The organism is Corallococcus sp. RDP092CA (assembly GCF_041903675.1).
GTDB lineage: Bacteria > Myxococcota > Myxococcia > Myxococcales > Myxococcaceae > Corallococcus.
Genome location: NZ_JAYESI010000002.1, coordinates 368361 through 390026, shown reverse-complemented (window position 1 = coordinate 390026; position 21666 = coordinate 368361). Strand labels below are relative to the sequence as shown.

The 21666-nt window shown below is 72.2% G+C and carries 20 protein-coding genes; 11 read left to right on the top strand and 9 right to left on the bottom strand.

The features are described from left to right. Positions 1–14 precede the first annotated feature (14 nt). From yhbY to U8525_RS03860, 4 genes are all read left to right on the top strand, one after another. Positions 15–371 carry a ribosome assembly RNA-binding protein YhbY gene (gene yhbY / locus U8525_RS03875; RefSeq protein ID WP_374261326.1) on the top strand — a complete coding sequence of 119 codons (357 nt, stop codon included), beginning with the start codon at positions 15–17 and terminating at the stop codon, positions 369–371. A gap of 135 nt (positions 372–506) precedes the next feature. Continuing rightward, positions 507–779 (top strand): hypothetical protein, encoded by a 273-nt coding sequence (locus U8525_RS03870; RefSeq protein WP_374261323.1) that lies wholly within the window; start codon positions 507–509, stop codon positions 777–779. After that, on the top strand, positions 776–1666 hold the full coding sequence (locus tag U8525_RS03865) for a hypothetical protein (RefSeq protein WP_374261320.1): 891 nt from the start codon (positions 776–778) through the stop codon (positions 1664–1666). Before U8525_RS03870 ends, U8525_RS03865 begins: the two co-directional genes overlap by 4 nt. A gap of 203 nt (positions 1667–1869) precedes the next feature. Next, a complete protein-coding gene (locus tag U8525_RS03860) occupies positions 1870–2652 on the top strand; it encodes a hypothetical protein (protein ID WP_374261318.1) in 783 nt (260 codons plus the stop codon). On the opposite strand, the gene U8525_RS03855 is transcribed toward U8525_RS03860, so the two are convergent. Continuing rightward, on the bottom strand, positions 2577–3251 hold the full coding sequence (locus tag U8525_RS03855; protein ID WP_374261315.1) for a YfhO family protein: 675 nt from the start codon (positions 3249–3251) through the stop codon (positions 2577–2579). The genes U8525_RS03860 and U8525_RS03855 overlap by 76 nt on opposite strands. A 138-nt stretch (positions 3252–3389) precedes the next feature. Here U8525_RS03855 and U8525_RS03850 point away from each other — a divergent pair, with 138 nt between their 5' ends. Beyond that, a complete protein-coding gene (locus tag U8525_RS03850) occupies positions 3390–4508 on the top strand; it encodes an alpha/beta fold hydrolase (protein ID WP_374261312.1) in 1119 nt (372 codons plus the stop codon). On the opposite strand, the gene U8525_RS03845 is transcribed toward U8525_RS03850, so the two are convergent. Both U8525_RS03845 and U8525_RS03840 read right to left on the bottom strand, forming a co-directional pair. Next, positions 4486–5655 (bottom strand): metallophosphoesterase, encoded by a 1170-nt coding sequence (locus U8525_RS03845; protein WP_374261309.1) that lies wholly within the window; start codon positions 5653–5655, stop codon positions 4486–4488. The genes U8525_RS03850 and U8525_RS03845 overlap by 23 nt on opposite strands. 82 nt (positions 5656–5737) lie before the next feature. Next, positions 5738–6322: a Uma2 family endonuclease gene (locus U8525_RS03840; RefSeq protein WP_374261307.1), complete on the bottom strand. Its 585-nt coding sequence runs from the start codon at positions 6320–6322 to the stop codon at positions 5738–5740. Positions 6323–6588: 266 nt separating this feature from the next. Here U8525_RS03840 and U8525_RS03835 point away from each other — a divergent pair, with 266 nt between their 5' ends. Then, positions 6589–8703 (top strand): catalase, encoded by a 2115-nt coding sequence (locus U8525_RS03835; RefSeq protein WP_374261304.1) that lies wholly within the window; start codon positions 6589–6591, stop codon positions 8701–8703. Between the two features lie 21 nt (positions 8704–8724). Here the strand turns inward: U8525_RS03835 and U8525_RS03830 are convergent, their stop codons facing one another. Both U8525_RS03830 and U8525_RS03825 read right to left on the bottom strand, forming a co-directional pair. Then, positions 8725–9438 (bottom strand): S8/S53 family peptidase, encoded by a 714-nt coding sequence (locus tag U8525_RS03830; RefSeq protein WP_374261301.1) that lies wholly within the window; start codon positions 9436–9438, stop codon positions 8725–8727. Between the two features lie 25 nt (positions 9439–9463). Next, positions 9464–9658, bottom strand: a complete 195-nt coding sequence (locus U8525_RS03825; RefSeq protein WP_374261298.1) for a hypothetical protein — start codon at positions 9656–9658, stop codon at positions 9464–9466. Positions 9659–9821: 163 nt separating this feature from the next. Between U8525_RS03825 and U8525_RS03820 the strand changes: the two genes are divergently transcribed. Beyond that, on the top strand, positions 9822–11105 hold the full coding sequence (locus U8525_RS03820; protein ID WP_374261295.1) for a dicarboxylate/amino acid:cation symporter: 1284 nt from the start codon (positions 9822–9824) through the stop codon (positions 11103–11105). A 3-nt stretch (positions 11106–11108) separates the two neighbouring features. Here U8525_RS03820 and U8525_RS03815 read toward each other — a convergent pair whose 3' ends face one another. Together U8525_RS03815 and U8525_RS03810 are read right to left on the bottom strand one after the other, a co-directional pair. Then, positions 11109–12335 carry an SO2930 family diheme c-type cytochrome gene (locus U8525_RS03815; RefSeq protein ID WP_374261292.1) on the bottom strand — a complete coding sequence of 409 codons (1227 nt, stop codon included), beginning with the start codon at positions 12333–12335 and terminating at the stop codon, positions 11109–11111. A 39-nt stretch (positions 12336–12374) separates the two neighbouring features. After that, the gene (locus U8525_RS03810) at positions 12375–13937 is read right to left on the bottom strand and encodes a parallel beta-helix domain-containing protein (protein WP_374261289.1); all 1563 of its coding nucleotides are present in this window, start codon (positions 13935–13937) and stop codon (positions 12375–12377) included. A gap of 350 nt (positions 13938–14287) precedes the next feature. Here U8525_RS03810 and U8525_RS03805 point away from each other — a divergent pair, with 350 nt between their 5' ends. Further along, positions 14288–14746, top strand: coding sequence for a hypothetical protein (locus tag U8525_RS03805; protein ID WP_374261286.1), 459 nt, complete (start codon positions 14288–14290; stop codon positions 14744–14746). A gap of 13 nt (positions 14747–14759) precedes the next feature. On the opposite strand, the gene U8525_RS03800 is transcribed toward U8525_RS03805, so the two are convergent. Both U8525_RS03800 and U8525_RS03795 read right to left on the bottom strand, forming a co-directional pair. After that, positions 14760–15617 (bottom strand): neutral zinc metallopeptidase, encoded by an 858-nt coding sequence (locus tag U8525_RS03800; RefSeq protein WP_374261283.1) that lies wholly within the window; start codon positions 15615–15617, stop codon positions 14760–14762. A 133-nt stretch (positions 15618–15750) separates the two neighbouring features. Beyond that, a complete protein-coding gene (locus U8525_RS03795) occupies positions 15751–17067 on the bottom strand; it encodes a neutral/alkaline non-lysosomal ceramidase N-terminal domain-containing protein (RefSeq protein WP_374261280.1) in 1317 nt (438 codons plus the stop codon). Positions 17068–17233: 166 nt separating this feature from the next. On the opposite strand from U8525_RS03795, the gene purF reads away from it, so the two are divergent. The 3 genes from purF (at position 17234) to U8525_RS03780 (ending at position 21604) form a co-directional block, all read left to right on the top strand. After that, positions 17234–18619, top strand: coding sequence for an amidophosphoribosyltransferase (gene purF / locus U8525_RS03790; protein ID WP_374261277.1), 1386 nt, complete (start codon positions 17234–17236; stop codon positions 18617–18619). 79 nt (positions 18620–18698) lie between these two features. Next, complete coding sequence (locus tag U8525_RS03785; protein ID WP_374261274.1) at positions 18699–20243, top strand: ATP-binding protein; 1545 nt, start codon at positions 18699–18701, stop codon at positions 20241–20243. Next, on the top strand, positions 20240–21604 hold the full coding sequence (locus tag U8525_RS03780; RefSeq protein ID WP_374261272.1) for a sigma-54-dependent transcriptional regulator: 1365 nt from the start codon (positions 20240–20242) through the stop codon (positions 21602–21604). Before U8525_RS03785 ends, U8525_RS03780 begins: the two co-directional genes overlap by 4 nt. Positions 21605–21666 lie beyond the last annotated feature (62 nt).

Genomic DNA, 21666 nt, shown 5'->3' with positions numbered 1-21666 from the left:
AAGGAGACACCCCCATGCCCCTCACCGGGAAAGAACGCCGCCACCTGCGGGCCCTCGGCCACCACCTGGAGCCGGTGGTCATCGTCGGCCAGTCCGGCGTCACCGAGGGCGTCATCGCCGCCGTCGAGCAGGCGCTGAACGACCACGAGCTCATCAAGGTCAAGATCAACGAAGGCCCGGAGGGCCGCCACGAAGGCGCCGATACCATCGCCGAGGCCACCGGCTCGGAGCTCGCGCAGCTGCTGGGCCGCACCGCCCTCTTCTTCAAGCGCCGCAAGCAGAAGTCCCGCTTCGAGGACATCCTCAAGGGCCCCCACGAGCCCCGGCCCGCCCCCAAGCCGGCCGAGGACAAGAAGCCCCGCCGCCGCTGAAAGCCGCACCGTTTTCCAGAGGTCGCGGGGAAATCAGGCCCGCCCGAGCACTTTGTGCGGGTCCGAGAGCAGGCGAGCCCTCGTGCCGGGTTCGAAATGTCCCTACGCTGGGGGTCTTCCCCCCGCGGAGGTGACGTGCAGACTCCCTCGTCCTCCCCTTCATCCGCCCCTGGCTGGCACGACGTGTTGATGCATCACCTGGAGCCGCTCCTGGGTGACTTCACCGCGAAGATGGCCATCCACACCGCCTCGCTGCGGGCCCTCAAGCGTCCACCGGAGCAGGTGGGCGTGCAGGACGTGCCGCTGGTGCTGGAGGGCCTCAAGCCCATGCTCAACGTCTTCATCGGCGCGGCGCGCACGAACCACACCCTCACGGAGCTATCGAAGGCCATGGAGAAGCTGCGATGAACGCCCCCCGTCCCCCCTCGGGTCGCGCGCTCGCGAAGGTGGCGCCCTGGCTGGGCGCCGTGCTGGTGCTCCAGGGGGTGCATCTGGCCGCGGTGGCCACGTCGTTCCAGGACGCGCAGCGGCTGGCGCTGGTGGGTGACGTGGCGGGCTGGGCCGTGGGCCTGCTCGCGGTGCTGGGTACGGCGGCGGCGGCGAAGGCGTTCGGCGCGGGGGACTACCTGCGCCGCGTGTGGGGCTTGCTGACGGTGGGCGCGCTGCTGTCGCTCGTCAGCACGGCCCTGCGCAGCTACTGGATGCACGCGGTGCCGGACGTGCCGTTCACGGCGTCGCCGCTGCTGCCCGTGCGCATGGGCGTGGTGGTGCTGGCGAACGTGAGCACCACGTTCGCGCTGGTGCTGCTGGCGCGCACCTACAAGCAGTCCGGCCTCCAGCCGCCGCCCAGCCCCCGCGCGACGCTCCTGTGGGCGGTGGCGGCGCTGGCGGCGCTGGCGGTGGGCGGGCCCGCGCTCGTCTCGGCGGTGGGGCACCTGGGCCAGGACTTCGCGGCCACGTGCACGGCCATCATCGCGCTGGCGTCCACGCTGGCGGACATGACGACCATCCTGCTCGTCGCGCCCATCCTCCGCGTCGCGTACATGCTGCGCGGTGGGCGGCTCGCGTGGGTGTGGTGGGCCATGGGCATCTCCGGCGCGGTGTGGCTCTTCTACGACGCGCGCGAGTGGCTGGCCCCGCTGTTGCCCGGCAATCCCGCGGAGGCGGTGGAGCTGCTGCGCACGCTGCGCACCTCCGGGCTCGCGATGCTGGGGCTCGCCGGGTGGTTGCAGCGCTCTGCGCTCGCGGCGGCCCAGCGCCAGTCGGCCCCGAGCGTCGTCGCCCCCACCGCCTGACACGACCCGTCACGCACGAGGCCACGACCGGCCCGCTCCGTCTCCCGGGGCGGGCCGTCGTGTTTCCAGGGGCGAGGGGCTGGGGGAGACTGGGGCTTCCCCGGTTCCTTTCAGGAGGCTCCACGCCCATGCGACCTTCCCCGCGGTCCCTGCTGTTGGCCACCTGCCTGCTGGCCGGATGTCGGACGGCGCGCGAAGCTCCCGTGACGACCGCGAAGGCGGACTGCGGCCCGGAGCTCCCCGGCATGGAGGCGGTGCTCAAGCCCGCGGCCTTCGTCGTGCTGGGCGAGATTCACGGCACGCAGGAGGCGCCGGTCTTCGCGGCGCGGCTGGCGTGTCACGCGGCGGCGGCGGGACAGCCGGTGCGGTTGGCATTGGAGCTGCCCGTGGAGGAGCAGGCGCGCCTGGACGCGTTCGTCTCGGGTGAAGCCGAGGGCCCGCTCGACAGCGCCTTCTGGCGCCGCGAGGTCCAGGACGGCCGCAGCAGCGAGGCCATGCGCCAACTGCTGGAGCGCGTGCGCGAGTGGAGGCACGCGGGGCTGCCGATCCGCGTGGTGGCGTTCGACGCGGGGGGCAAGGACCGCGACGACACGATGGCGGCACAGCTCCGCGAGGCGCGGAGTCAGGCGCGCGCGGACACCTTCATCGTGCTCGTGGGCAACCTGCACGCGCGCCGCGACGTGGGCGCGCCCTGGGACGAGAAGCTCCAGTTCATGACGCACCGGCTGCTCGAAGCGGAGCCCGGCCTGGTGTCGCTCGACCTGGCGAGCGCCGGAGGCTCCGCGTGGATCTGCCGGGGGATGACGGCGGACACCTGTGGCCAGCAGTCCCTGCGCGCCCGGGGCGAGGCCCAGGCCCCGGGCATCACGCTCCAGAAGAAGGCGGAGGATCCGGACGGCTACGACGGCACCTACTCCGTCGGAGCGCTGACCGCCTCGCCGCCCGCGTTCGGCGCCCCGAGCACCGCCACGCCCGCGCCGCGCTGAGCCTGGAGGCCGGCGCCGGTCAGCTTCCGGGCACGGCGCCGCGACACGACCATCGCGGCTCCCAGCGCGCCCAGCCACAGCCCGGGGAGGAGCCCCGGCGTCCGGTAGCGCATCACCACCGTGTGGCGTCCCGCCGGCACCGGCACCGCGCGCACCGCCACGTTGGCGGCGAGGATGGACGCGGGCTCGCCATCCAGCGTCGCGGTCCAGCCGGGCAGGTGCGCATCGTTGATCACCAGCACCGACGGCGCCTCGGCCTCCACCTCCACGCTGAAACGCTCCGGCGACTCGCGGCTCACGCGCACCGCGCCCGCGCCGGACGCGGCCTCCACTGGCAGCGGCGCCGGGCACTCCACGATGACGGTCCCGGACGCCGGGGGCTCGGGCGCCATCATCCGCGGCAGGGCCTCATCGAAGGTCGCCACGCACTCCGGGCGGGCCAGGTGGATCCGCGCGGGGGCCGCCGGATGCACCAGCGGCGTCGTCCCGAAGAGCGGCTCCTCCGCCAGCACCCGCGAGCCCCTGGCGCCAGCCGGGCCGGGGCTCGTCCACCGGCCGGGGGGTGTCGCGGAAATCGGTGCGCCAGGGTTCGCTTCCACGTGTGCACGGCCTCGTCGGCGACGCACGCCCTCAAGCCAAGTGTCGTCTGCCCACACGCGGGCCACGGCGGGGTGGTCCCGCCCCACGGGGCGCGCTACATGCACGGCTCCCTTTCTTGCCGGCACGAGGAACCTGGAATGCTCGCACGCACCTGGCGCGGGGTGACGAAGGCGGAGGACGCCGACGCCTACCTCGCGTATCTCCATCAGACGGGCCTCACGCACTACCGGCGCACGCCGGGCAACCTGGCCGCGTACTGCCTGCGCAAGGTGGCGGACGGGCGCGCGGAGTTCCTCCTCGTCACCCTCTGGGAGTCCATGGACGCGGTGAAGCGCTTCGCGGGGGTCGCGCCGGAGCGCGCCATCTTCTTCCCGGAGGACGACCGCTACCTCATCGAGCGGGACCTGCACGTCACCCACTACGAGGTCCCCTTCGCGGAAGGCCAGGCCTTCGAGTCCCACCGCGTCCGCTTCGACGACTTCCGCGTGGCGGGGCCCGCGGGCGACCTGCGGGTGGTGGACACCGGAGGTGGCGGCGAGGCGCCGCCCGTCGTCCTCGTGCACGCGCTCGCGGGCAACGCCTCCCACTGGCAGGCCCAGCTGGAGCACCTGGCCCGGACGGGCCGCCGGGGCATCGCGCTGGAGCTGCGCGGGCACGGAGGCTCCGCCGTCCCGGAGCCGGAGGACTACGCGCTGGAGTCGCTCGCGGCGGACATCGCCGCCGTCGTGCGCGCGCTGGGGCTGCGCCGCTTCGTGCTGGTGGGCCACAGCATCAGCGGGGGCGTGGCGCTGGCATACGCGGGGGAGAACCCCCGGCAGGTGGCGGGCCTGTTCCTGGTGGATCCGATGACGGACCCGCGCCGGTACCCCGAGGAGCAGGTGACCGCGTACCTCGCCTCGCTGGACGCGCCGGACGTGGCGCAGGCCGTGCGGCAGGACTGGGCGCAGATGGCGGGGCCGCGCGCGGACGTGCGCGAGCGGCTGCTGGCGGACCTGGACGCCACGCCCCTGTCCGCCGTGACGGCCGTGCAGCGCGCCAGGCTGCGCTTCGACCTGACGGCCGCGCTCGCGCGCTATCCGGGGCCGAAGTTCTCGCTCGTCGCGCCGGACAACGACGCGCCGCACAGCCTCCACCGGCTGGGGGAAGGCGTGGCGCACCAGGTGGTGGAGGGCGCCGGCCATTGGATCCAGCTGGACCATCCGGACGCGGTGAACGCCGCGCTGGACGCGTTCCTCACGAAGTCAGCACCAGCTTGACGAGCTCCGGGGGGCTACCCAGCCGCATGGGCGGTCCCCAGAAGCCGCAGCCCCGGCTGACGTAGATGTGTGCGTCGCCGTGCCGGTAGTGGCCGGCGGAGTGCTCCCAGCTCAGCCCGATGAGCGCCGTCATGGGGAAGAGCTGGCCGCCGTGGGTGTGACCGGAGATTTGAAGGTCCACGCCGCGCTCGGCGGCCACCTTGAAGTTGGCGGGCTGGTGCGCGAGCAGCACCGCGGCGCGCTCCGGGTCCCGGCCCGCGAGCGCCTGCTCCAGGTCATAGCCCCTCTGTCCCAGGCGCCGGCCGCCGTGCCAGTCATCCACGCCCACCAGGTCGAACGCGCCGCCCGCGTCCCCGATGCGCACGTGCCGGTTGCGCAGCGAGGGAATGCCCAGCGAGCCCAGGTGGGCCACCCACGCCTCCGCGCCGGACGAATAGTCATGGTTGCCGGTGACGAAGAAGCTGCCGTAGCGCGCCTGGAGGTCGCCGAGCGCCGCGACGAAGCCGCCCAGCCGGGGCACGGTGCCGTCCACCAGGTCGCCGGTGATGGCGACGAGGTCCGGCTTGAGCGCGTTGGCCCGCCGCACCAGCTCGTCCATGAAGCGCCGCTGGATGAACGGGCCCACGTGCAGGTCGGTGAGCTGCACGAGGGTGAAGCCCTCCAGCGCACGGGGCAGCTTCGGAATGCGGATCACCCGCTCCGTGACCTCCGGGGCGGTGAACGCGCGCCAGCTCCCATAGCCGGCCAGGCCGCCGCCCAGCGCGAGCGCCCCACCAGCGGTTGCCTGCGACAGGAAGCGCCGCCGCTCGACGTCCACGGAAGGTGCGGCCACGGAGGGACGAAGCCGCCGTCCCAGGGCGAGCAAGGCCCGGCCCGCATCGACCCCCGCGAGCGCGAGGACCAGACACAGCGCCACCCCCATCCACGAATAGGACACCAGCTCCACGACGTCGCCGGGGGCCTCCGGCAGCGTGCGCTGCAGGTACCGCCGCGCGATCAGCACCAGCGCCATGAGGCCCAGCACGAGCGCGGCGGCGAGCCGGGGCCCACGGCGGGACGTGATGTTCCACACGAGCCGCCGGAGCAGGTACAGGTGCCCGAGCACGGCACCCAGCGCGATGAGGAGCGAGAACGGAGACAGCGGCATGGGCGCAAGCCTCCCCTGCCCCGAGCCCGTGCGCACCTGAATCCGTGCTCGGCCGGCTGCCCGCCGCAAGCGGGCACGCCGCTCAGCCCAATTCGTCCCAGAGCACCCCGAGTTGCAATGCCACGGCATCGAAGGGCTCGACACGTACAGGCCCGGTTCCCGAGTGAGTCGCGAGGTGCACATACCGCCCCGTCTCCAACCGGAACACCTCCAGGGTGCGAAGGACCGGGTCGATGAACCAGACATGCCGCACCCCTTCGCGCGCGAACACCGGCAGCTTCACCTCGCGGTCCATGAGCCGTGTCGAGGGCGAAAGCACCTCGCAGACCCAATCTGGCGGAAGGGCGAGCGCCGCGACTTTCGGCGCCTGCGGGAGTCGTTCGCGCCGCCAGCCGGCCAGGTCCGGAATGAGGACATCGTCTCCCAGACGGAGCCTGGGTTCGAGCACGATGTACCAGCCTCCCGGGCCTCCCAGTCCAAAGACAAAGGGATTACCCAGGAGCGCCATCAGGAACGAAGCCGCTGTGAGATGGGGGAATGCCGGCTGCGGGCTGGCATACAGCTCCCCCGCGACAAGCTCCCCCACGACATGCTCCGGGAGCGCCTCCAGGTCCGCATAGGTCGCGGGCTTCTTTCCCATCGCGTCTCCCCAGTCCTCGCCGCCCATCACTCTATCCATGTCGGCAGGAGGTAGCACGCCCGTCCAACATGACAGGGCACACACCCCACGCCATACCCTGCACGTCTCCCATGGATTCCCCGCCGCGCCTGCCCCGGGGCCCGGGACGCCTGACGCTCGCTGGCCAACGCCGCGAACGAACGCCACTGGACACCCCCGCCGCCTTGCGTCCTGCACCTCCCAGACGCGCCACGCGGGGCGTGCGGTCCCCACCGCGTCCGGCACCCTGCACGCCCCTTGAAGGAGGTGGTGCGGTGACCTCACAGAAGCAGCCGGACGCGGTGCGCGTGGATGAGCAGAGCAAGGACCAGCAGCTCGCGCGGGACCGCTCAGAGCCCACGGGCAACTTCCTCACCACGGACCAGGGCATCCGTGTCGAGCACACCGACGACTCACTCAAGGTCGGCGCTCGCGGCCCCACGCTCCTCGAGGACTTCCACCTCCGCGAGAAGCTCACCCGCTTCGACCATGAGCGCATCCCCGAGCGCGTCGTCCACGCGCGCGGCGCGGGCGCCCATGGCTACTTCCAGGTGTACGAACCCCTCTCCCAATACACCCGCGCGAAGTTCCTCCAGGACCCGTCCAAGAAGACGCCGGTGTTCGTGCGCTTCTCCACCGTCGCGGGCTCGCGCGGCTCCGCGGACACCGCGCGCGACGTGCGCGGCTTCGCGGTGAAGTTCTACACGGAGGAAGGCAACTTCGACCTGGTGGGCAACAACATCCCCGTCTTCTTCATCCAGGACGGCATCAAGTTCCCCGACATCATCCACGCCGCCAAGCCGGAGCCCCACCACGAGATCCCCCAGGCACAGACGGCGCATGACTCCTTCTGGGACTTCGTGTCGCTCGTCCCGGAGACCCTGCACATGATCATGTGGATCATGTCCGACCGCGCCATCCCGCGCAGCTTCCGGATGATGCAGGGCTTCGGCGTCCACACCTTCCGCTTCGTGGACGAAAAGAACACCGCGCGCTTCGTGAAGTTCCACTGGAAGCCGCTGCTGGGCACGCACTCGCTCGTCTGGGATGAGGCGCAGAAGCTGGGGGGCAAGGACCCGGACTTCCACCGCCGCGACCTCTTCGAGGCCATCGAGCAGGGCGACTTCCCCGAGTACGAGCTGGGCATCCAGCTCCTGGAGGAGAAGGACGCGCAGGCGCTGGGCGTGGACCTGCTGGACGCCACCAAGCTCATCCCGGAGGAGGTCGTCCCGGTGCAGCCGGTGGGCAAGCTCACCCTCGACCGCAACCCGACGAACTTCTTCTCGGAGACGGAGCAGGTCGCCTTCTGCGTGGCCAACATCGTGCCGGGCATCGACTTCACGGACGACCCGCTGATGCAGGCGCGCCTCTTCTCGTACCTGGACACGCAGCTGACGCGCCTGGGTGGGCCGAACTTCGCGGAGCTCCCCATCAACCGCCCGGTGGCGCCCGTCCACAACCACCAGCAGGACGGCTTCGGCCGGCACACGAGCAACGTGGGCCGCGCCAACTACTTCCCCAACTCGCTCGGCGGCGGCTGCCCGTTCCTCGCCTCCCAGCAGCAGGGCGGCTACGCGCACCACCCGGAGCAGGTGAGCGGCAAGAAGGTGCGGGAGCGCGCCGCCTCCTTCAACGACCACTACAGCCAGGCCGCCCTCTTCTTCCGCAGCCTGTCCGAGCCGGAGCAGCAGCACCTCATCGACGCGTGCCGCTTCGAGCTGGGCAAGGTGGAGACAAAGGCCATCCAGGAGCGCATGCTGGAGCACTTCGCGAAGATCGACGCCCTGCTCGTCTCCGCCGTGGCGGAGGGGCTGGGCCTGCCCGCGCCCAAGGCCACGCCCGTCACGCCCAAGGGCCCGCCCGCGTCCAAGGCCCTGAGCATGGAGGCGATGAAGCAGGCCTCGAAGCCGTCCATCAAGACCCGCAAGGTGGGCGTGCTCGTCGCGGACGGCGTGGACGCGGATGAGCTGGCGGCGCTGCGCAAGGAGCTGGCGGCGCAGGGGGCGCGGCTGAAGGTCATCGCCAGGCGCCTGGGCACGGTGAAGGCCTCCAACGGCAAGGACGTGCCGGTGGACAAGAGCGCCATGACCACCGCCTCCGTGGAGTACGACGGCGTCTTCATCCCCGGCGGCGCCAGGAGCGTGGAGACGCTGAAGAAGGACGGCGAGTCGCGCCACTTCGTGCAGGAGGCCTACCTGCACTGCAAGACGGTGGGCGCATCCAGGGACGCGGAGGACCTGCTCAGGGCCTGTGAAATCGACCCGGCCGCGCCCGGCGTCATCGCCGGCTCCCAGGCGGGCGCGGGGGCGGCGCTGGCCACCGCCTTCGCGCGGGCCCTCGCGCAGCACCGGCACTGGGACCGCAAGGACCACGACCGCGTCCCGGCCTGAGGCCCCGCGCGAAGCGGAACGTCACCGCGTCCGCCGTGACGCGGTGACGCGCCGCCACCCGGGAGGACGACCCTCGCGCAGCACCCGCGCCGCCGCCAGCGCGCAGGCGTAGCTGCTCGTCATGGGGCGCTCACTCCAGGCCCCGTCCGCGTACAGCCGCACCGTGGCCGCGTCCTCGACGTGGTCCACGAGGCTCCCCTCGCGCAGCGCCTGGGCCATCGCGGCGTCCGCCACCGTCACCACCGACGACAGCCCGGACGGCAGGCCGGACACGGGCCCCGCGGCGCAGAGCACCAGGCTGCCCTGCTCCACCGCCCGGTCCAGCAGCGCGGTGAGGGGCGCCTCGAAGGCGCGGCCCACCGTGCCCAGGCTCAGGTTGATGAGGTCCGGCCGCACGTCCTGCGTCAGCCACTCCAGCGCCTCCAGCAGGCACAGCGAGTCCCCGCGCATCCGTCCGTCCAGCACGCGCGCGACGTACCACTCCACGTCGGCGGGAGGACGTCCCTGGCCCCACAGGATGCTCAGCACCGCGGTGCCGTGGCCGTGCGTGTCCTCCAGGTCCTCCAGCGCGGAGCCGCCGTCACACCAGGCGGCCAGCTCCTCCCGCGAGTGGACGCGGGACTCCAGGCGCCGCTCCTCCCGGTCCACCGCGAAGCTCGCGGCCCCGGCGAGCGACAGCCCCGCCCCGCGAAGGAAGCCCACCGACACACCGCTGTCCACGACGGCGACCTTCACGGGAGGCAGGGCCTGGCAACCCCCTCTAGCAGGAGCCGCTCGAGTCCTCGCCCACCGGCAGCTTCAGCTGCGTGGGGTAGTAGGTCCCCACCCACTGCGTGCCGTTCCAGGTCCACTGGTAGCCGTTCATGTACGACGTGGCGCAGGCGTACCCGATGAGGCCCTCGGCTCCGCTCACTTCGTCCAGCAGCTTCGACACGTCCTTGCTCGTGAATTTCAAGGGAGCACTCCCGGCGGTGGGGCGAGGGGGGAAGCGGGCCGGAAGCCTAGGGGGCCCATCAGCGGGTCTCAATGACGTGGGGCATCGCCCGGACGGGAACGCGGCGCCGGACCCGCGAGGGGGTTAGGGTCCGCGGGTCCACCGCCGTGAGAGGTGTCGCGCGATGAAGCCCTGGGCCCGCTGGTTCCGCATCCCCTTCTGGCAGCGCGTGCTGGGCGCCTTCGTGCTGGGGGCGCTCGCCGGGTGGGCCCTGGGCGACCGGGCCGGCACGTGGCTCCAGCCGCTGGGCACCCTCTACGTCCAGCTGATCCGGATGATCGCCACGCCGCTGGTGTTCTTCGCCGTCATCCACGCGGTGTCCGCGCTGCGCGGCCAGAAGAGCGTGGCGGCGCTGGGCGGCCGCACCTTCCTCTGGTTCGCCGTCACCGCCGCGCTGGCCGTGGGCGTGGGCCTGGGCACCGCCGCCCTCACCAGGCCGGGCCTGGGCGTGGGCACGCTCCAGGTGGCCAGCGACTACAAGCCCCGGCAGGTGCCCGGCCCCGTGCAGGTGCTGCTGGACGTGGTGCCCACCAACCCCTTCGCCGCGCTGGCCGAAGGCAAGATGCTCCAGGTCATCTTCTTCGCGGGCCTGCTGGGCTTCGCGCTGGTGAAGCTGGGGGACCGCACCGCGCGCCTGCGCGCGCTCGTGGGCGAGGCCAGCGACGCCATGATCCAGGTCACCCGCTTCGTGCTGGAGCTGACGCCGCTGGGCACCTTCGGCCTCATCGCCGCGCTGGTGGGCACCTACGGCTTCGAGCGCCTCCTGCCCCTGGGCACCTTCGTCCTCACGCTGTACCTCGCGTGCGCGGCGCACGTCGTCTTCGTGTACGGCGGGCTGCTCGCCGCGCACGGGCTCAACCCGCTGCGCTTCTTCCGGGGCGCCGCGCCGGGCATGCAGGTGGCGTTCGTCAGCGCCTCCAGCTTCGCGTCCATGCCGGTGGCCCTGCGCAGCGTCACCCACAACCTGGGCGTCAACCGCGACTACGCGGCGTTCGCGGTGCCGCTGGGCGCCACCATCAAGATGGACGGCTGCGGCGCCATCTACCCGGCCATGACGTCGCTCTTCGTCGCCCAGTACTTCGGCCTGACGCTGTCCGCGCCCCAGCTCTTCATCATCCTGCTGGCGTCCGTGCTGGGCAGCTTCGGCACCGCGGGCGTGCCCGGCACGGCGGTGGTGATGACCACCGTCGTCCTCAGCGCCGCGGGGCTGCCCCTGGAGGGGCTGGGCTACCTGCTGGCCATCGACCGGGTGCTGGACATGATGCGCACCCTCACCAACGTCACCGGCCAGATGCTGGTGCCCGTCCTGGTGGCGCGCGAGGAGGGGCTCCTGGACCTGGCCGTCTACAACCGCGCGTCCAGCAACGTGGGGCTGGAGGAGCCCCAGCCCCCGTCGCCGGCCGCCTGAGCGCTACTTGCAGCTCTTCGCCGGCAGGGAGTCGATCCAATCCGCGATGAGCTGCGCGCCCTCCTCGTGGTGAACCGTGCGGCCAATCTGCGGCATCATCTTGCCGGTCTCCTCCGTGTGCATCCGGTACCAGAGGATGGACTCGTCGTGCTTGCCGGGGACGATGTCGAACTCGCCGCCCACGCCCGCGCCCGCGGAGCCCGGGCGCTTGCACTCGCCCAGGTTGAACACGCTGGTGTTGTCGAAGTTGAGGAACAGCTGGCTGGTGATGCCCGCCGTCCCCTTCGGGTTGTGGCAGTGCGCGCAGTTGATGTCCAGGTACGTGCGCGCCCGCGTGGACAGGTCCGCCGCCTGCGGGTCGAACGCGTCCGGCGCCTTCGGCAGGTCCCCGGGGGCGGGCAGTCCGTCCAGCTTGCCCAGGGACGCCAGGTACTCCAGCTGGTCGTGCTCCACGCCACCGTAGGTGTTCGCGTGGTGCAGGTAGCGCGCCTTCACCCCGATGGGGTGCATCACCTGCTCGCCCTTGTCGTCCACCAGGTGGTGGCACTGCTGGCACTGGTTCTTGGACGGGACGTAGAACGTGAACGAGCGGGCTTCTCCCTCCGTGTCGATGAACGTCACGGGCCGCGAGCGCCCGCCGGTGGCCAGCGTGGCCTCCGTCTGCTCCGTGTTCCAGACGTAGGGCCACGCCTCCCAGCCCGAGGGCTGCCGCACCAGGACGCGCGTCTCGATGTAACGCACGTCCTGGTCCGGCTTCCGCAGGTCCGCCGGGAAGGCGAACGTCTTCGTGATGAGCGTCCCCACCGGCAGGTCCAGCGCGGCCACGGGGTCGTAGTGCGCCGTCTTGCCGGGGGGGATGTAGAGGGTGCGTGACTTGACCGCGTAGTCGGAGAACAGCGCGGTGGACAGGGTGTAGGGCACGTTGCCCTCCACCGGGACGAGCCCTCCGTCCGCCGGGCTTCCGGTGAACAACCCGAAGCCCGACAGCGCGTTGGGGATGGCCAGCGGAGGCCCGGCGTCCGGCTCGCCCGCGTCGGGCGTTCCGGCATCCGTCCCCGCGTCCACGGAGCCCGCATCCGGCTCCCCCGCGTCCGGCCCCCCCGCGTCCGCCGTTCCAGCATCCGGCACGGGGGTCCCCGCGTCGGGTGTGGGCCCGGGGCCTTCCGGGTCGGAGGATCCGCAGGCCGCCAGCGACAGCGCCAGCAGCACCACGGAGAGACGGGGGTTCACGAACGACGTCCACATGGGTGTCACGCTCCCTGACCGCGACTACGGGATGAAGTCACCAATCGTCAGCGCGGGGCTGAAGCCCGAGCAGTTGAACTCCGCCTGGGTGGCCGGGTAGCGCCGCGTGAGGGCCCACGCGCCCGGCAGGTCGCCGCCCGCCGCGGTCTGGCCCGCCGCCACCAGGTCCAGGTCCGCGATGGCCGCGGTCGTGCCCGGCGGCAGCGTGTTGTTGGTGAAGCAGATATTGATGGGGTTCACCTGCGCGCGGTCATGGCCGTAGGGGTCCAGGCCGTCCCACACCAGGGGCTCCACGCCCACCGAGCCCTGCGTCTCGCCATAGGCGTAGAGCGCCGCCATGGCCGCGCCCAGCGGGCGCAGCTGCTGGTCCAGGTTGCCGTTGTCCACGTTGTCGCCGCTCCCACCCTGGAAGGTGTTGTCGTGGACGTAGACGTCCGAGCTCGCGAAGTTCCCGCCAGCCGCGTCCCACAGCGCCGGGTTGGGCTCGATGGCGAGGCCGCTCAGCACCGCCACGTCCACCGTGTTGTTGTTGGCCCAGGTGTTGCCCGTCAGCTCCACGCGGCGCGACGCCAGCAGGAACGTGCCCGTGCCCGCCGGCACCTGCGACACCGTGCTGCTGCTGGCCGCGACGGAGGCGAAGTTGTTCCGGTTGTTGCCGGTGATGATGTTGTCCTTCACCCGGATGTCGGAGCCCCGGATGGGGTTGCCCGGCAGGTCGAACACCACCAGGCCCGTGGTGTTGTCCTGGGCCGTGTTGCCCAGCACGTAGGCGTACTGCGTGTTTTCAATCTCGATGCCCGCCACGTTCTGCTTCGCCACGCTGTTGCGCACGACGGCGTACTGCGTCTGGCCCACGTAGATGCCCGCGTCCGCGGCGTTGTACGCCTCGCAGTCCTCGATGACGACGTACTTGGACTTCACCGGGTACAGGCCGTACTTGCCGTTGCTCTCCTTGTCGGCCTCCGCCCACTCCGTGCGCACGCGGCGCATCACCACGTCGGTGGAGGACTCCACGCGGATGGCGTCCTTCTTCGCGTTCCACACCGCCAGGTCGCGCACCTCGAAGCGGTCGCCCACCACGTCCAGGCCGTTGGAGTTCGCCGCCGCGTTGGTGAACACCAGCACGGTGCTGTTCGCCCCGCCCGTGCCCTCGCCCTTGGCGCCCTTGCCCGCGCCCACCAGCGTGATGCCCTTCTGGCGGATGGTGATGGCGTTGTCGAACGTGTACGTGCCCGCCGCCAGCTGGATGGTGGTGCACTCGGCCAGCGTGTTCACCTGGTCCTGGAACGCCTCCTCCTCCCCCGGATTGAAGGTCAGCGTCGCCTGGGCCTTGCCCTCGCAGGAGAAGGTCCCCGCGCTGCCGCCGTCCCAGGGGATGCCCGTGTCCACGCTGCCCGCGTCCGTCCCGGCGTCCGTGTCCGTCCCGGCGTCGCTGCCGGCGTCCGTGTTCGTCCCCGCATCCACCTTCACGCCCGAGTCTGGCGTGTTGTTGTTGTCATCGTCGTCCGAGCAGGCGGTCAGCGAAAGGGCCCCCACCAGGGCCACAAGGGTCGCGCACGTCGCGCGGGTCCACTGCAAACGGGGCATGTCGTTCCTCCGCGAGGCCGCTCCGCATGGACCTCGGGGAAGCACCCGCGGCCCGCGAAGCAGCGGGAAGGCGGCATGCTCGGAGCAAAGACACACTGACGACAAGCACAAGTTTCACGTTTGTGTTTTGACGCGGCGTACCTTTGATCACGGAGGAAAAAGCACGCACACGCGGTAAGCCTATCGCTCGCAATGTGTTCGGAATGCGAATGACGCATGGCTCCATGGCTGGCGCCCGGCCAGGCCCGGGAGCAGCGCGCCGTGCTCCCCGGAGCCGCCCCGCGCGGTCATCTTGAGGAGCAGGTCGCGGCGCGGTTTCCCTCTCCCGCGACGCAAGGAAGGAGGACTCCATGCGCACGGGCACCCTGGTGACCCTCGTGGTGGCGCTCGCGTCCGGTCCGGTCACGGTCCTGGCGCAGCAGGACGAAGCGGTGACTGCCCCGGAGGGCAATGATTCGCAGAACCTGGATGACCGGCAATCACTGACAAGTGATTCCGGTGAAAGCACCTTCTGGGACAATTACTGGTATCAACCGCCCGCGGAGAGCGGGTTCCAGCAGCCGCTCGTCGGGTCGTATCAGCTCCAGCAGCCGCTCATCGGGACGTACCAGCTCCAGCAACCGCTCGTCGGCACGTACCAGCTCCAGCAACCCCTCATCGGGACGTACCAGCTCCAGCAGCCGCTCAACGGCGCGTATCAGCTCCAACAACCGCTCGACGGGACGTACCAGCTCCAGCAACCCCTCATCGGGACGCAGCAGCAGCGCCTGCCGATGCACGGGACGGGCGCCCCGCCGCGGGCGCGCTGAGCCTTCCGCGCCCCTACCGCCGGGCGTTGAAGGTGTCGCACGCCTCCAGCGTCCCCTGCTCCAGGCCGCGCTTGAACCAGGTCATGCGCTGCGCGGCGGAGCCATGGGTGAAGGACTCGGGGACGACGTAGCCCCGGGCGCGCTTCTGGAGCGTGTCGTCGCCCACGGCGCTGGCGGCGCCCAGGCCCTCCTCCACGTCGCCCTGCTCCAGGATGTCGCGCTCCTGCTGGGCATGGTGGGCCCAGATGCCGGCGAAGCAGTCCGCCTGGAGCTCGGTCAGCACGGAGAGCTGGTTGGCCTGCTCCTCGCTCGTGCGGCTGCGCAGCGACTGCACCTTGCGGGAGATGCCCAGCAGGTTCTGCACGTGGTGCCCCACCTCGTGCGCGATGACGTACGCGCGGCCGAAGTCACCCGGCGCGCCGAAGCGGCTCTCCAGCTCGTCGAAGAAGCTCAGGTCCAGGTACACCTTCTGGTCGCCCGGGCAATAGAAGGGCCCCACCGCGCTCTGCTGCATGCCGCACGCGGACTGCACCGCGTCCGTGAAGAGCACCAGGCGCGGCTGCACGTAGCGCACGCCCTGGGGCTCCAGCAGGCCGGGCCAGGTGTCCTCCGTGTCCGCGAGCACCACGGAGGCGAAGTCCTTCAGCTGCTCCTGCCGCGGGTCGACGCTCCCGGAGCCGCCCGTGCCCGGCTGCGAATACGGCGAGGCGCGCGTGTCCACCTGCACGTCGGAAGGGTCGCCGCCCAGCAACATCACCAGCAGGGCCACCACCAGCGACGCGGCGCCACCGCCCACCGCGAGCGGGCGTCCGAAGCCACTGCCCCGCCGATCCTCGATGTTCGAGCTGCGACGTCCGCCTTCCCACCTCATCCCGTGCCCCTTCCCGCGAATCAGCCGGTCCGAGGACCAAGGTAGGCAGCGGGCCCTCCGCCAGCGATGGCGCCGCCCCGCGACAACCGGACGTCAGGAGGTCCCCAGGGCAGGCGGGCGGACGGGCCTCCGCCTACCTGCCAGGAGAGAAGCCCACCGCGCCGGCGGCCACGCGCGCGGCGGCGTCCAGGCGCTCCAGCAGGGCGGGCCCGAAGTACTGGCGCCGGGACTCGCCCTGCCCCGCGCGCACCTGCTCCGGCGTATCCACGTAGCCCACGTAGCCGTTGGCCAGCCCCAGCACGTGCGAGGCCCCGGACGCGTCCGCCAGCCTCCGGCCCGCGCCCACGGTGGGCTCGCCCGGGATGGACAGGAGCTCCAGCGGCCCCAGCACCAGCGCGTCCACCTCCGCCTCGCGCGGCGAGGAGCCGCACAGGAAGTTGTCCCCCGCCGCCCGGGTGAGGGCTGGCACCAGCCGCGACGAGTCCGGCCGGGGCAGCGCCGCCTGCACGCGCGCGAACGCCAGCCGCACCGGCTCCGCCACGGCCGCGGGCACCGCCGTGTCCGCCAGCGCGGACAGCTTGCGAGCGAAGCCCAGGGCGCGCTCGGGGCCCTGCCCCTCGTTGAAGGTCACGGAGGCATTGCCTTCGCTGCCCTGCACGAACAGGGAGACGCCCGAGCCCAGCTCCTCGCGCAGCGCGCTCAGCCGCCCCGGGTAGTCCGGATCCACCAGCGCCCGCTGCCGCGGAATGAGCGCGGCGTGCCCCGCGAACACCAGCACCTCCGCCACCGGCCCCGCCGCCCCGCGCAGCACCACCCGCGTGAGCTGGCCGTCCGGGACGTCGCCGCCGGAGCGGGAATGGACGAGCCCCGCGTCCGCCGCGCCGCCCACCTCCAGCGTCACGTCCGTCATGGCGCCCGCCGCCTTCTCCAGCGCCGCGCTCGCGCCCTCCACCACCGCGCTCACGGACGCCTCCCGGTAGCGCCCCGTGCCGGAGAGCTGCGCCGCCCACCGCGCGTCGTAGCCCCCAAAGGAGGAGTGCGTGTGCGTGGCCAACACCAGCACCTCCTTCACCCCGGCCTTCGCCGCGCGCTCGCGCACCCGCGCCGTGATTTCCGGGGTCACCAGGAGCAGCTCCAGCGACACCACGCCCACGCGCGCGCCGCCGGCCTCCAGCACCAGGGCCCGCGCCTGGAGGGGGACCTCGGCCTGGCTCGCCTCGGGCCGGGGCGGGACGTAGCCCGCCACCACCACCGGGAAGGGCGGGGAGAGGGCCACCTTCGCCGCGCCCGCCTTGAGGGGGCCTTCGCCACGCACCTGTGACAGCACCTCGGGCGCGCGCTCCTCCCACCTCCCACACCAGTTCCAGGAGGCGAGCGCGTAGGCGGCCCCGGCCGTCAGCAAGGCGAAGGGCAGCAGGGTGCGGAGGAAGGAGCGCCGGAAGAAGGACATGCCGGCGGGAGCGTAACCGCTCGGGGCTTCCCGGCGGCTCCCACCTTTCGAGCGACGGCGCCTTGGCTGGCCTACAAGGGCCGACGTCGACCGCGGGTGGAATACCCACCTTCAAGGCGTGCGTTCCTGTTCCGCTTCGCGGTCGAAAGGGGTAAGGCAGCGCGCCATGTGCGGCATCTTCGGAATCGTGGGTCACGGAGAGGCGTCCAACCTGACGTACCTGGGGTTGCACGCCCTGCAGCACCGCGGGCAGGAGTCCGCAGGCATCGTCGCCTCCGACGGACACACCCTGCGCGCGCACCGGCAGATGGGCCTGGTGGCGGACATCTTCACCGCGCCGGTGATCGAAGGGCTCCCGGGCAGGGCGGCCATCGGCCACGTGCGCTACAGCACGGCGGGCGGCAGCGGCATCAAGAACGCCCAGCCCCTGTTCGTGAACTACGCGGGCGGCCAGTTCTCCATCGCGCACAACGGCAACCTCGTGAACGCGACGGAGCTCAAGGCGGAGCTGGAGTCGGAGGGCGCGCTGTTCCAGTCGGACGCGGACACGGAGGTGGTGATGCACCTGCTCGCCCGCTCCAAGCAGCCCTCCTTCGAGGCGCGCCTGGTGGAGGCGCTGCGCCGGGTGGAGGGCGCCTACAGCATCCTGCTGCTCACCGAGGACAAGCTCATCGCGGTGCGCGACCCCAACGGCTTCCGGCCGCTGGTGCTGGGCAAGATGAAGGAGGGCGCGTACGTGCTCGCCAGCGAGACGACGGCGCTGGACCTCATCGAGGCGGAGCTCGTGCGCGAGCTGGAGCCCGGGGAGCTGGTCGTCATCGAGAACGGCGTGCTGCGCTCCAGCATGCCCTTCAAGCCCGCGCCCCGGCTGGGCCGCTGCATCTTCGAGCACGTCTACTTCGCCAAGCCGGACTCCGTCCTCTTCGGCTCCAGCGTCTATGAGGTGCGCAAGCGCCTGGGCATGCAGCTGGCGCGCGAGCAGCCCGCGCAGGCCGACCTGGTCATCGCGGTGCCGGACTCGGGCGTGCCCGCGGCCATCGGCTTCTCGCAGGTGAGCGGCATCCCCTACGACGTGGGCCTCATCCGCAGCCACTACGTGGGCCGCACCTTCATCGAGCCGCAGCAGTCCATCCGCCACTTCGGCGTGAAGCTGAAGCTGTCCGCCGTGCGCCAGGTGCTCAAGGGCAAGCGCGTGGTGGTGGTGGACGACTCCATCGTGCGCGGCACCACCAGCCGCAAGATCGTGAAGATGCTCAAGGCCGCGGGCGCCGTGGAGGTGCACCTGCGCATCTCGTCGCCGCCCACGCAGTGGCCCTGCTACTACGGCATCGACACGCCCAGCCGCACGGAGCTCATCGCCGCCAGCCACACCACGGAGGAGATCGCGAAGTACGTGACGGCGGACTCCCTGGGCTACCTGTCGCTGGAGGGCCTGGGCACCGCGGTGGACGACCCGAAGCGGAGCACCTACTGCACGGCGTGCTTCTCCGGGCAGTACCTCACCGACAAGCTGTCCCAGGGCGCGGGTGCCGCCACCAAGCTCAGCGCCTGAGGCGCCGGCCCCGCCGTCGGGTCGGCCCGGGCTCGCCCAGGCGGAGCGGCAGTTCGTCCGCTCCGTCGTCGCGGGCCTCGTGCTGTTGGGCGCGGTCGCCGTGGCGGGGCCGCTGCTCTCCTACCGGAGCGACGTCGCCGTGGCCCGCGCGGAGTTCCAGTCCCGCATGACGCGAGAGGCGCGCGTCTACGCGGAGGCGCTGGGCCTGCACCTGAAGCTGCTCCAGACGGAGCTGTTGCGCGTGTCGGAGGGCGTGGGCCCGGACGTGAAGCGCGAGCTGCCCACGGAGGACCTCCAGGACCTCACCACGCCCCGCGCCGGCCTCTTCCACGCGGGCGTGATGGTGCTGGACGCGCAGGGCAAGCTGCGCTGGAGCGACCCGCCCCTGGAGGACTCCGGCTTCGCCACGCGCCCCTGGTTCCAGCAGGTGCTCGCGCGCCAGACGTCGGTGGTGGACGCCATCGCGCCGGGCGCGTCCCTCTTCGTCGTCGCGGTGCCGGTGGTGCGCGGGGGACAGACGACCGCGGTGCTCGCGGGCCTGCTGGACACGGAGATGGCGCTGCCGGGCGGGCGGCCGCTGAGCAACGACCTGGAGCTGCTCGTCCTCAACGCCTCGGGCGACCTCTTCCTGCCGAGCGAGCCGCCCTCGTGGGCCAACGTGTCGCGCGCGTCCGGGGAGCTGCGCGACTTCATCCGCGAGGGCGTCCGGCCCCCTTCGCTGAACGCCACGCCGGAGACCTTCCTCACCGCCACGCCCGTGCCCGGCACGGGGCTGCACCTGGTGCTCGCCGCGGACGAGACGGCGCTGCTGGCCGGCCTGCGCGACCGCTTCCTCGTGCAGCTGCTGGTGCTGGCGCTGCTCCAGGTGGGCACGCTGGTGCTCTTCACCGTCCACTGGCGCCGCGTCTACGGCCTGTTCCGCGAGGTGGAGACGCGCTCCGCGCAGCAGGAGAAGATGGCCGCGCTGGGCAGCGCCGCCAGCCTCATCGCGCACGAGGTGAAGAACTCCCTCAACGGCCTCAAGGCCGCCACCGGCCTCGTCTCCCCGGAGGGCGAGGGCGGGCTCGTGGTGCGCACGCTGCACGGCCAGATCGACCGGCTGGCGCACCTGGCCACGTCGCTGCTCAACTTCGGCAAGCCGCCCGTCGTGCGCCGCGTGGACGTGGACCTGTCCCAGCTCGTGCGCGACGTGGTGGAGGGCCTGCGCTCGCTGCCGGAGGCCGGCGAGGTGCGCGTGGACGTGGACGTCCCCCCGGCCAGGGCGCCCCTGTCGTGCGACCCGCTGCTCCTCACCACCGCGCTGGACAACCTGGTGCGCAACGCCATGGAGGCCACGGTGGCGGCCAAGGACCTGGGGAGGGTGACCGAGCCCCGCGTGCAGGTGCGCGCCCGCCTGGACGCGGACGCCGCGGTGGTGACGGTGGAGGACAACGGGGGCGGACCGACCCCGGACATGGAGGGGCACCTCTTCGAGCCCTTCCACACCTCCAAGCCCAAGGGCATCGGCCTGGGGCTGGCCATGACGCGCCAGGCGCTGGAGCATCAGGGCGGACAGCTCACCTTCGAGCGCCTCCCTGACGGCAGCCGCTTCCTCCTCCTCCTTCCCCGGGTGCCCCGGCCATGAGCCTCCCCGCCCTCCTCGTGGACGACGACCGCGCCTTCTCCTCCATCGCGGCGGTGGCGCTGCAACGCGAGGGCTTCAGCCTCACGGTGGCGCACTCGCTGCACGAGGCCCGCGCGTCGCTGGCGAAGGCCACGCCCGCGCTGGTGGTGCTGGACCGCCGCCTGCCGGACGGGGACGGGCTCGCGTTCCTGCCGGAGCTGAAGGCGCACGCGCCCGGCGTGGCGGTGGTGATGGTGACGGCGCACGGGGACATCGCCAGCGCGGTGGACGCGGTGCGCGCGGGCGCGGCGGACTACCTGGCCAAGCCCGTGGAGCTGGCGGACCTGGTGCTGCGCGCCCGCCGGGCCGTGGACGCCACCCGCCTGCGGGACAGGCTGGAGACGGCGGAGGCGGAGCTGTCCGGCCGCCGCCGGCTGGTGCCCCCCGCGTCCGCCGCCATGCAGCGGGTGTTCGCGATGCTGGAGCGCATCGCCGCGTCGCCGCGCAGCCCGGTGCTGCTCCTGGGGGAGACGGGCGTGGGCAAGGAGCAGCTCGCCCGGCACCTGCACGCGCTCGCGTCGAAGGACGGCGGCGCGCCCTTCGTGCACATCAACTGCGCGGCCCTGCCCGAGCAGACGGTGGAGAGCGAGCTGTTCGGCCACGAGAAGGGCGCCTTCACGGACGCGCGCACCGCGCGGCGCGGGCTGGTGGAGGTGGCCCACGGCGGAGTGCTCTTCCTGGACGAGGTGGGCGAGCTGCCCCTGCCGCTCCAGGCGAAGCTGCTCACGTTCCTGGACTCGGGGCGCTTCCGCCGGCTGGGCGGCACCACGGAGCAGACGAGCACCGCGCGCATCGTGGCCGCCACCAACCGGGACCTGCCCAAGCAGATGACGGGCGGCGGCTTCCGCGAGGACCTCTGGTTCCGCCTGGGCGTGTTCCGCATCGACATCCCCCCGCTGCGCAAGCGGCGCGAGGACGTCCTCCCCCTGGCGGAAGGGATGCTCGCGGACCTGGGCCGCGAGCTGGGCCGGCGCGACGTCACGCTGGGCGCGAAGGCCCGCGCGCGGCTCGCGGCCTACGCGTTCCCGGGCAACGTGCGCGAGCTGCGCAACATCCTGGAGCGGGCGCTGGTGCTGGAGCCCGGACCGGAGCTGGAGCTGGAGGTCCTCGCCGGCGCGCTCCCCGCGAGCAGCGCGGCGGCGGAGGCGCCGGCCGCCGTACCGCCGGGGGCCTTCAGCGTGACGGAGCCCGTGCCCATGGAGGACCTGGAGCGCGCCTACGTGCGCTGGGTCCTGGAGCGGCAGGGCGGCCGGCGCATGGAGGCGGCGAAGGCGCTCGGGTTGTCCTATCCGACCTTCCTCAAGCGCCTGGGCGACGCGTGAAGGGCTTTGCAGTGCCCGCGCCGGGGCGATGAAAGGATTTTGAAGTCGGCCGGCGCTGAAAG

Bases quoted from the DNA above. Each gene is read 5' to 3' on its own strand.
- yhbY (WP_374261326.1), top strand. From the start codon at position 15: ATGCCCCTCACCGGGAAAGAACGCCGCCACCTGCGGGCCCTCGGCCAC.
- U8525_RS03865 (WP_374261320.1), top strand. From the start codon at position 776: ATGAACGCCCCCCGTCCCCCCTCGGGTCGCGCGCTCGCGAAGGTGGCG.
- U8525_RS03850 (WP_374261312.1), top strand. From the start codon at position 3,390: ATGCTCGCACGCACCTGGCGCGGGGTGACGAAGGCGGAGGACGCCGAC.
- U8525_RS03845 (WP_374261309.1), bottom strand. From the start codon at position 5,655: ATGCCGCTGTCTCCGTTCTCGCTCCTCATCGCGCTGGGTGCCGTGCTC.
- U8525_RS03840 (WP_374261307.1), bottom strand. From the start codon at position 6,322: ATGGGCGGCGAGGACTGGGGAGACGCGATGGGAAAGAAGCCCGCGACC.
- U8525_RS03820 (WP_374261295.1), top strand. From the start codon at position 9,822: ATGAAGCCCTGGGCCCGCTGGTTCCGCATCCCCTTCTGGCAGCGCGTG.
- U8525_RS03810 (WP_374261289.1), bottom strand. From the start codon at position 13,937: ATGCCCCGTTTGCAGTGGACCCGCGCGACGTGCGCGACCCTTGTGGCC.
- U8525_RS03805 (WP_374261286.1), top strand. From the start codon at position 14,288: ATGCGCACGGGCACCCTGGTGACCCTCGTGGTGGCGCTCGCGTCCGGT.
- U8525_RS03800 (WP_374261283.1), bottom strand. From the start codon at position 15,617: ATGAGGTGGGAAGGCGGACGTCGCAGCTCGAACATCGAGGATCGGCGG.
- U8525_RS03795 (WP_374261280.1), bottom strand. From the start codon at position 17,067: ATGTCCTTCTTCCGGCGCTCCTTCCTCCGCACCCTGCTGCCCTTCGCC.
- purF (WP_374261277.1), top strand. From the start codon at position 17,234: ATGTGCGGCATCTTCGGAATCGTGGGTCACGGAGAGGCGTCCAACCTG.
- U8525_RS03780 (WP_374261272.1), top strand. From the start codon at position 20,240: ATGAGCCTCCCCGCCCTCCTCGTGGACGACGACCGCGCCTTCTCCTCC.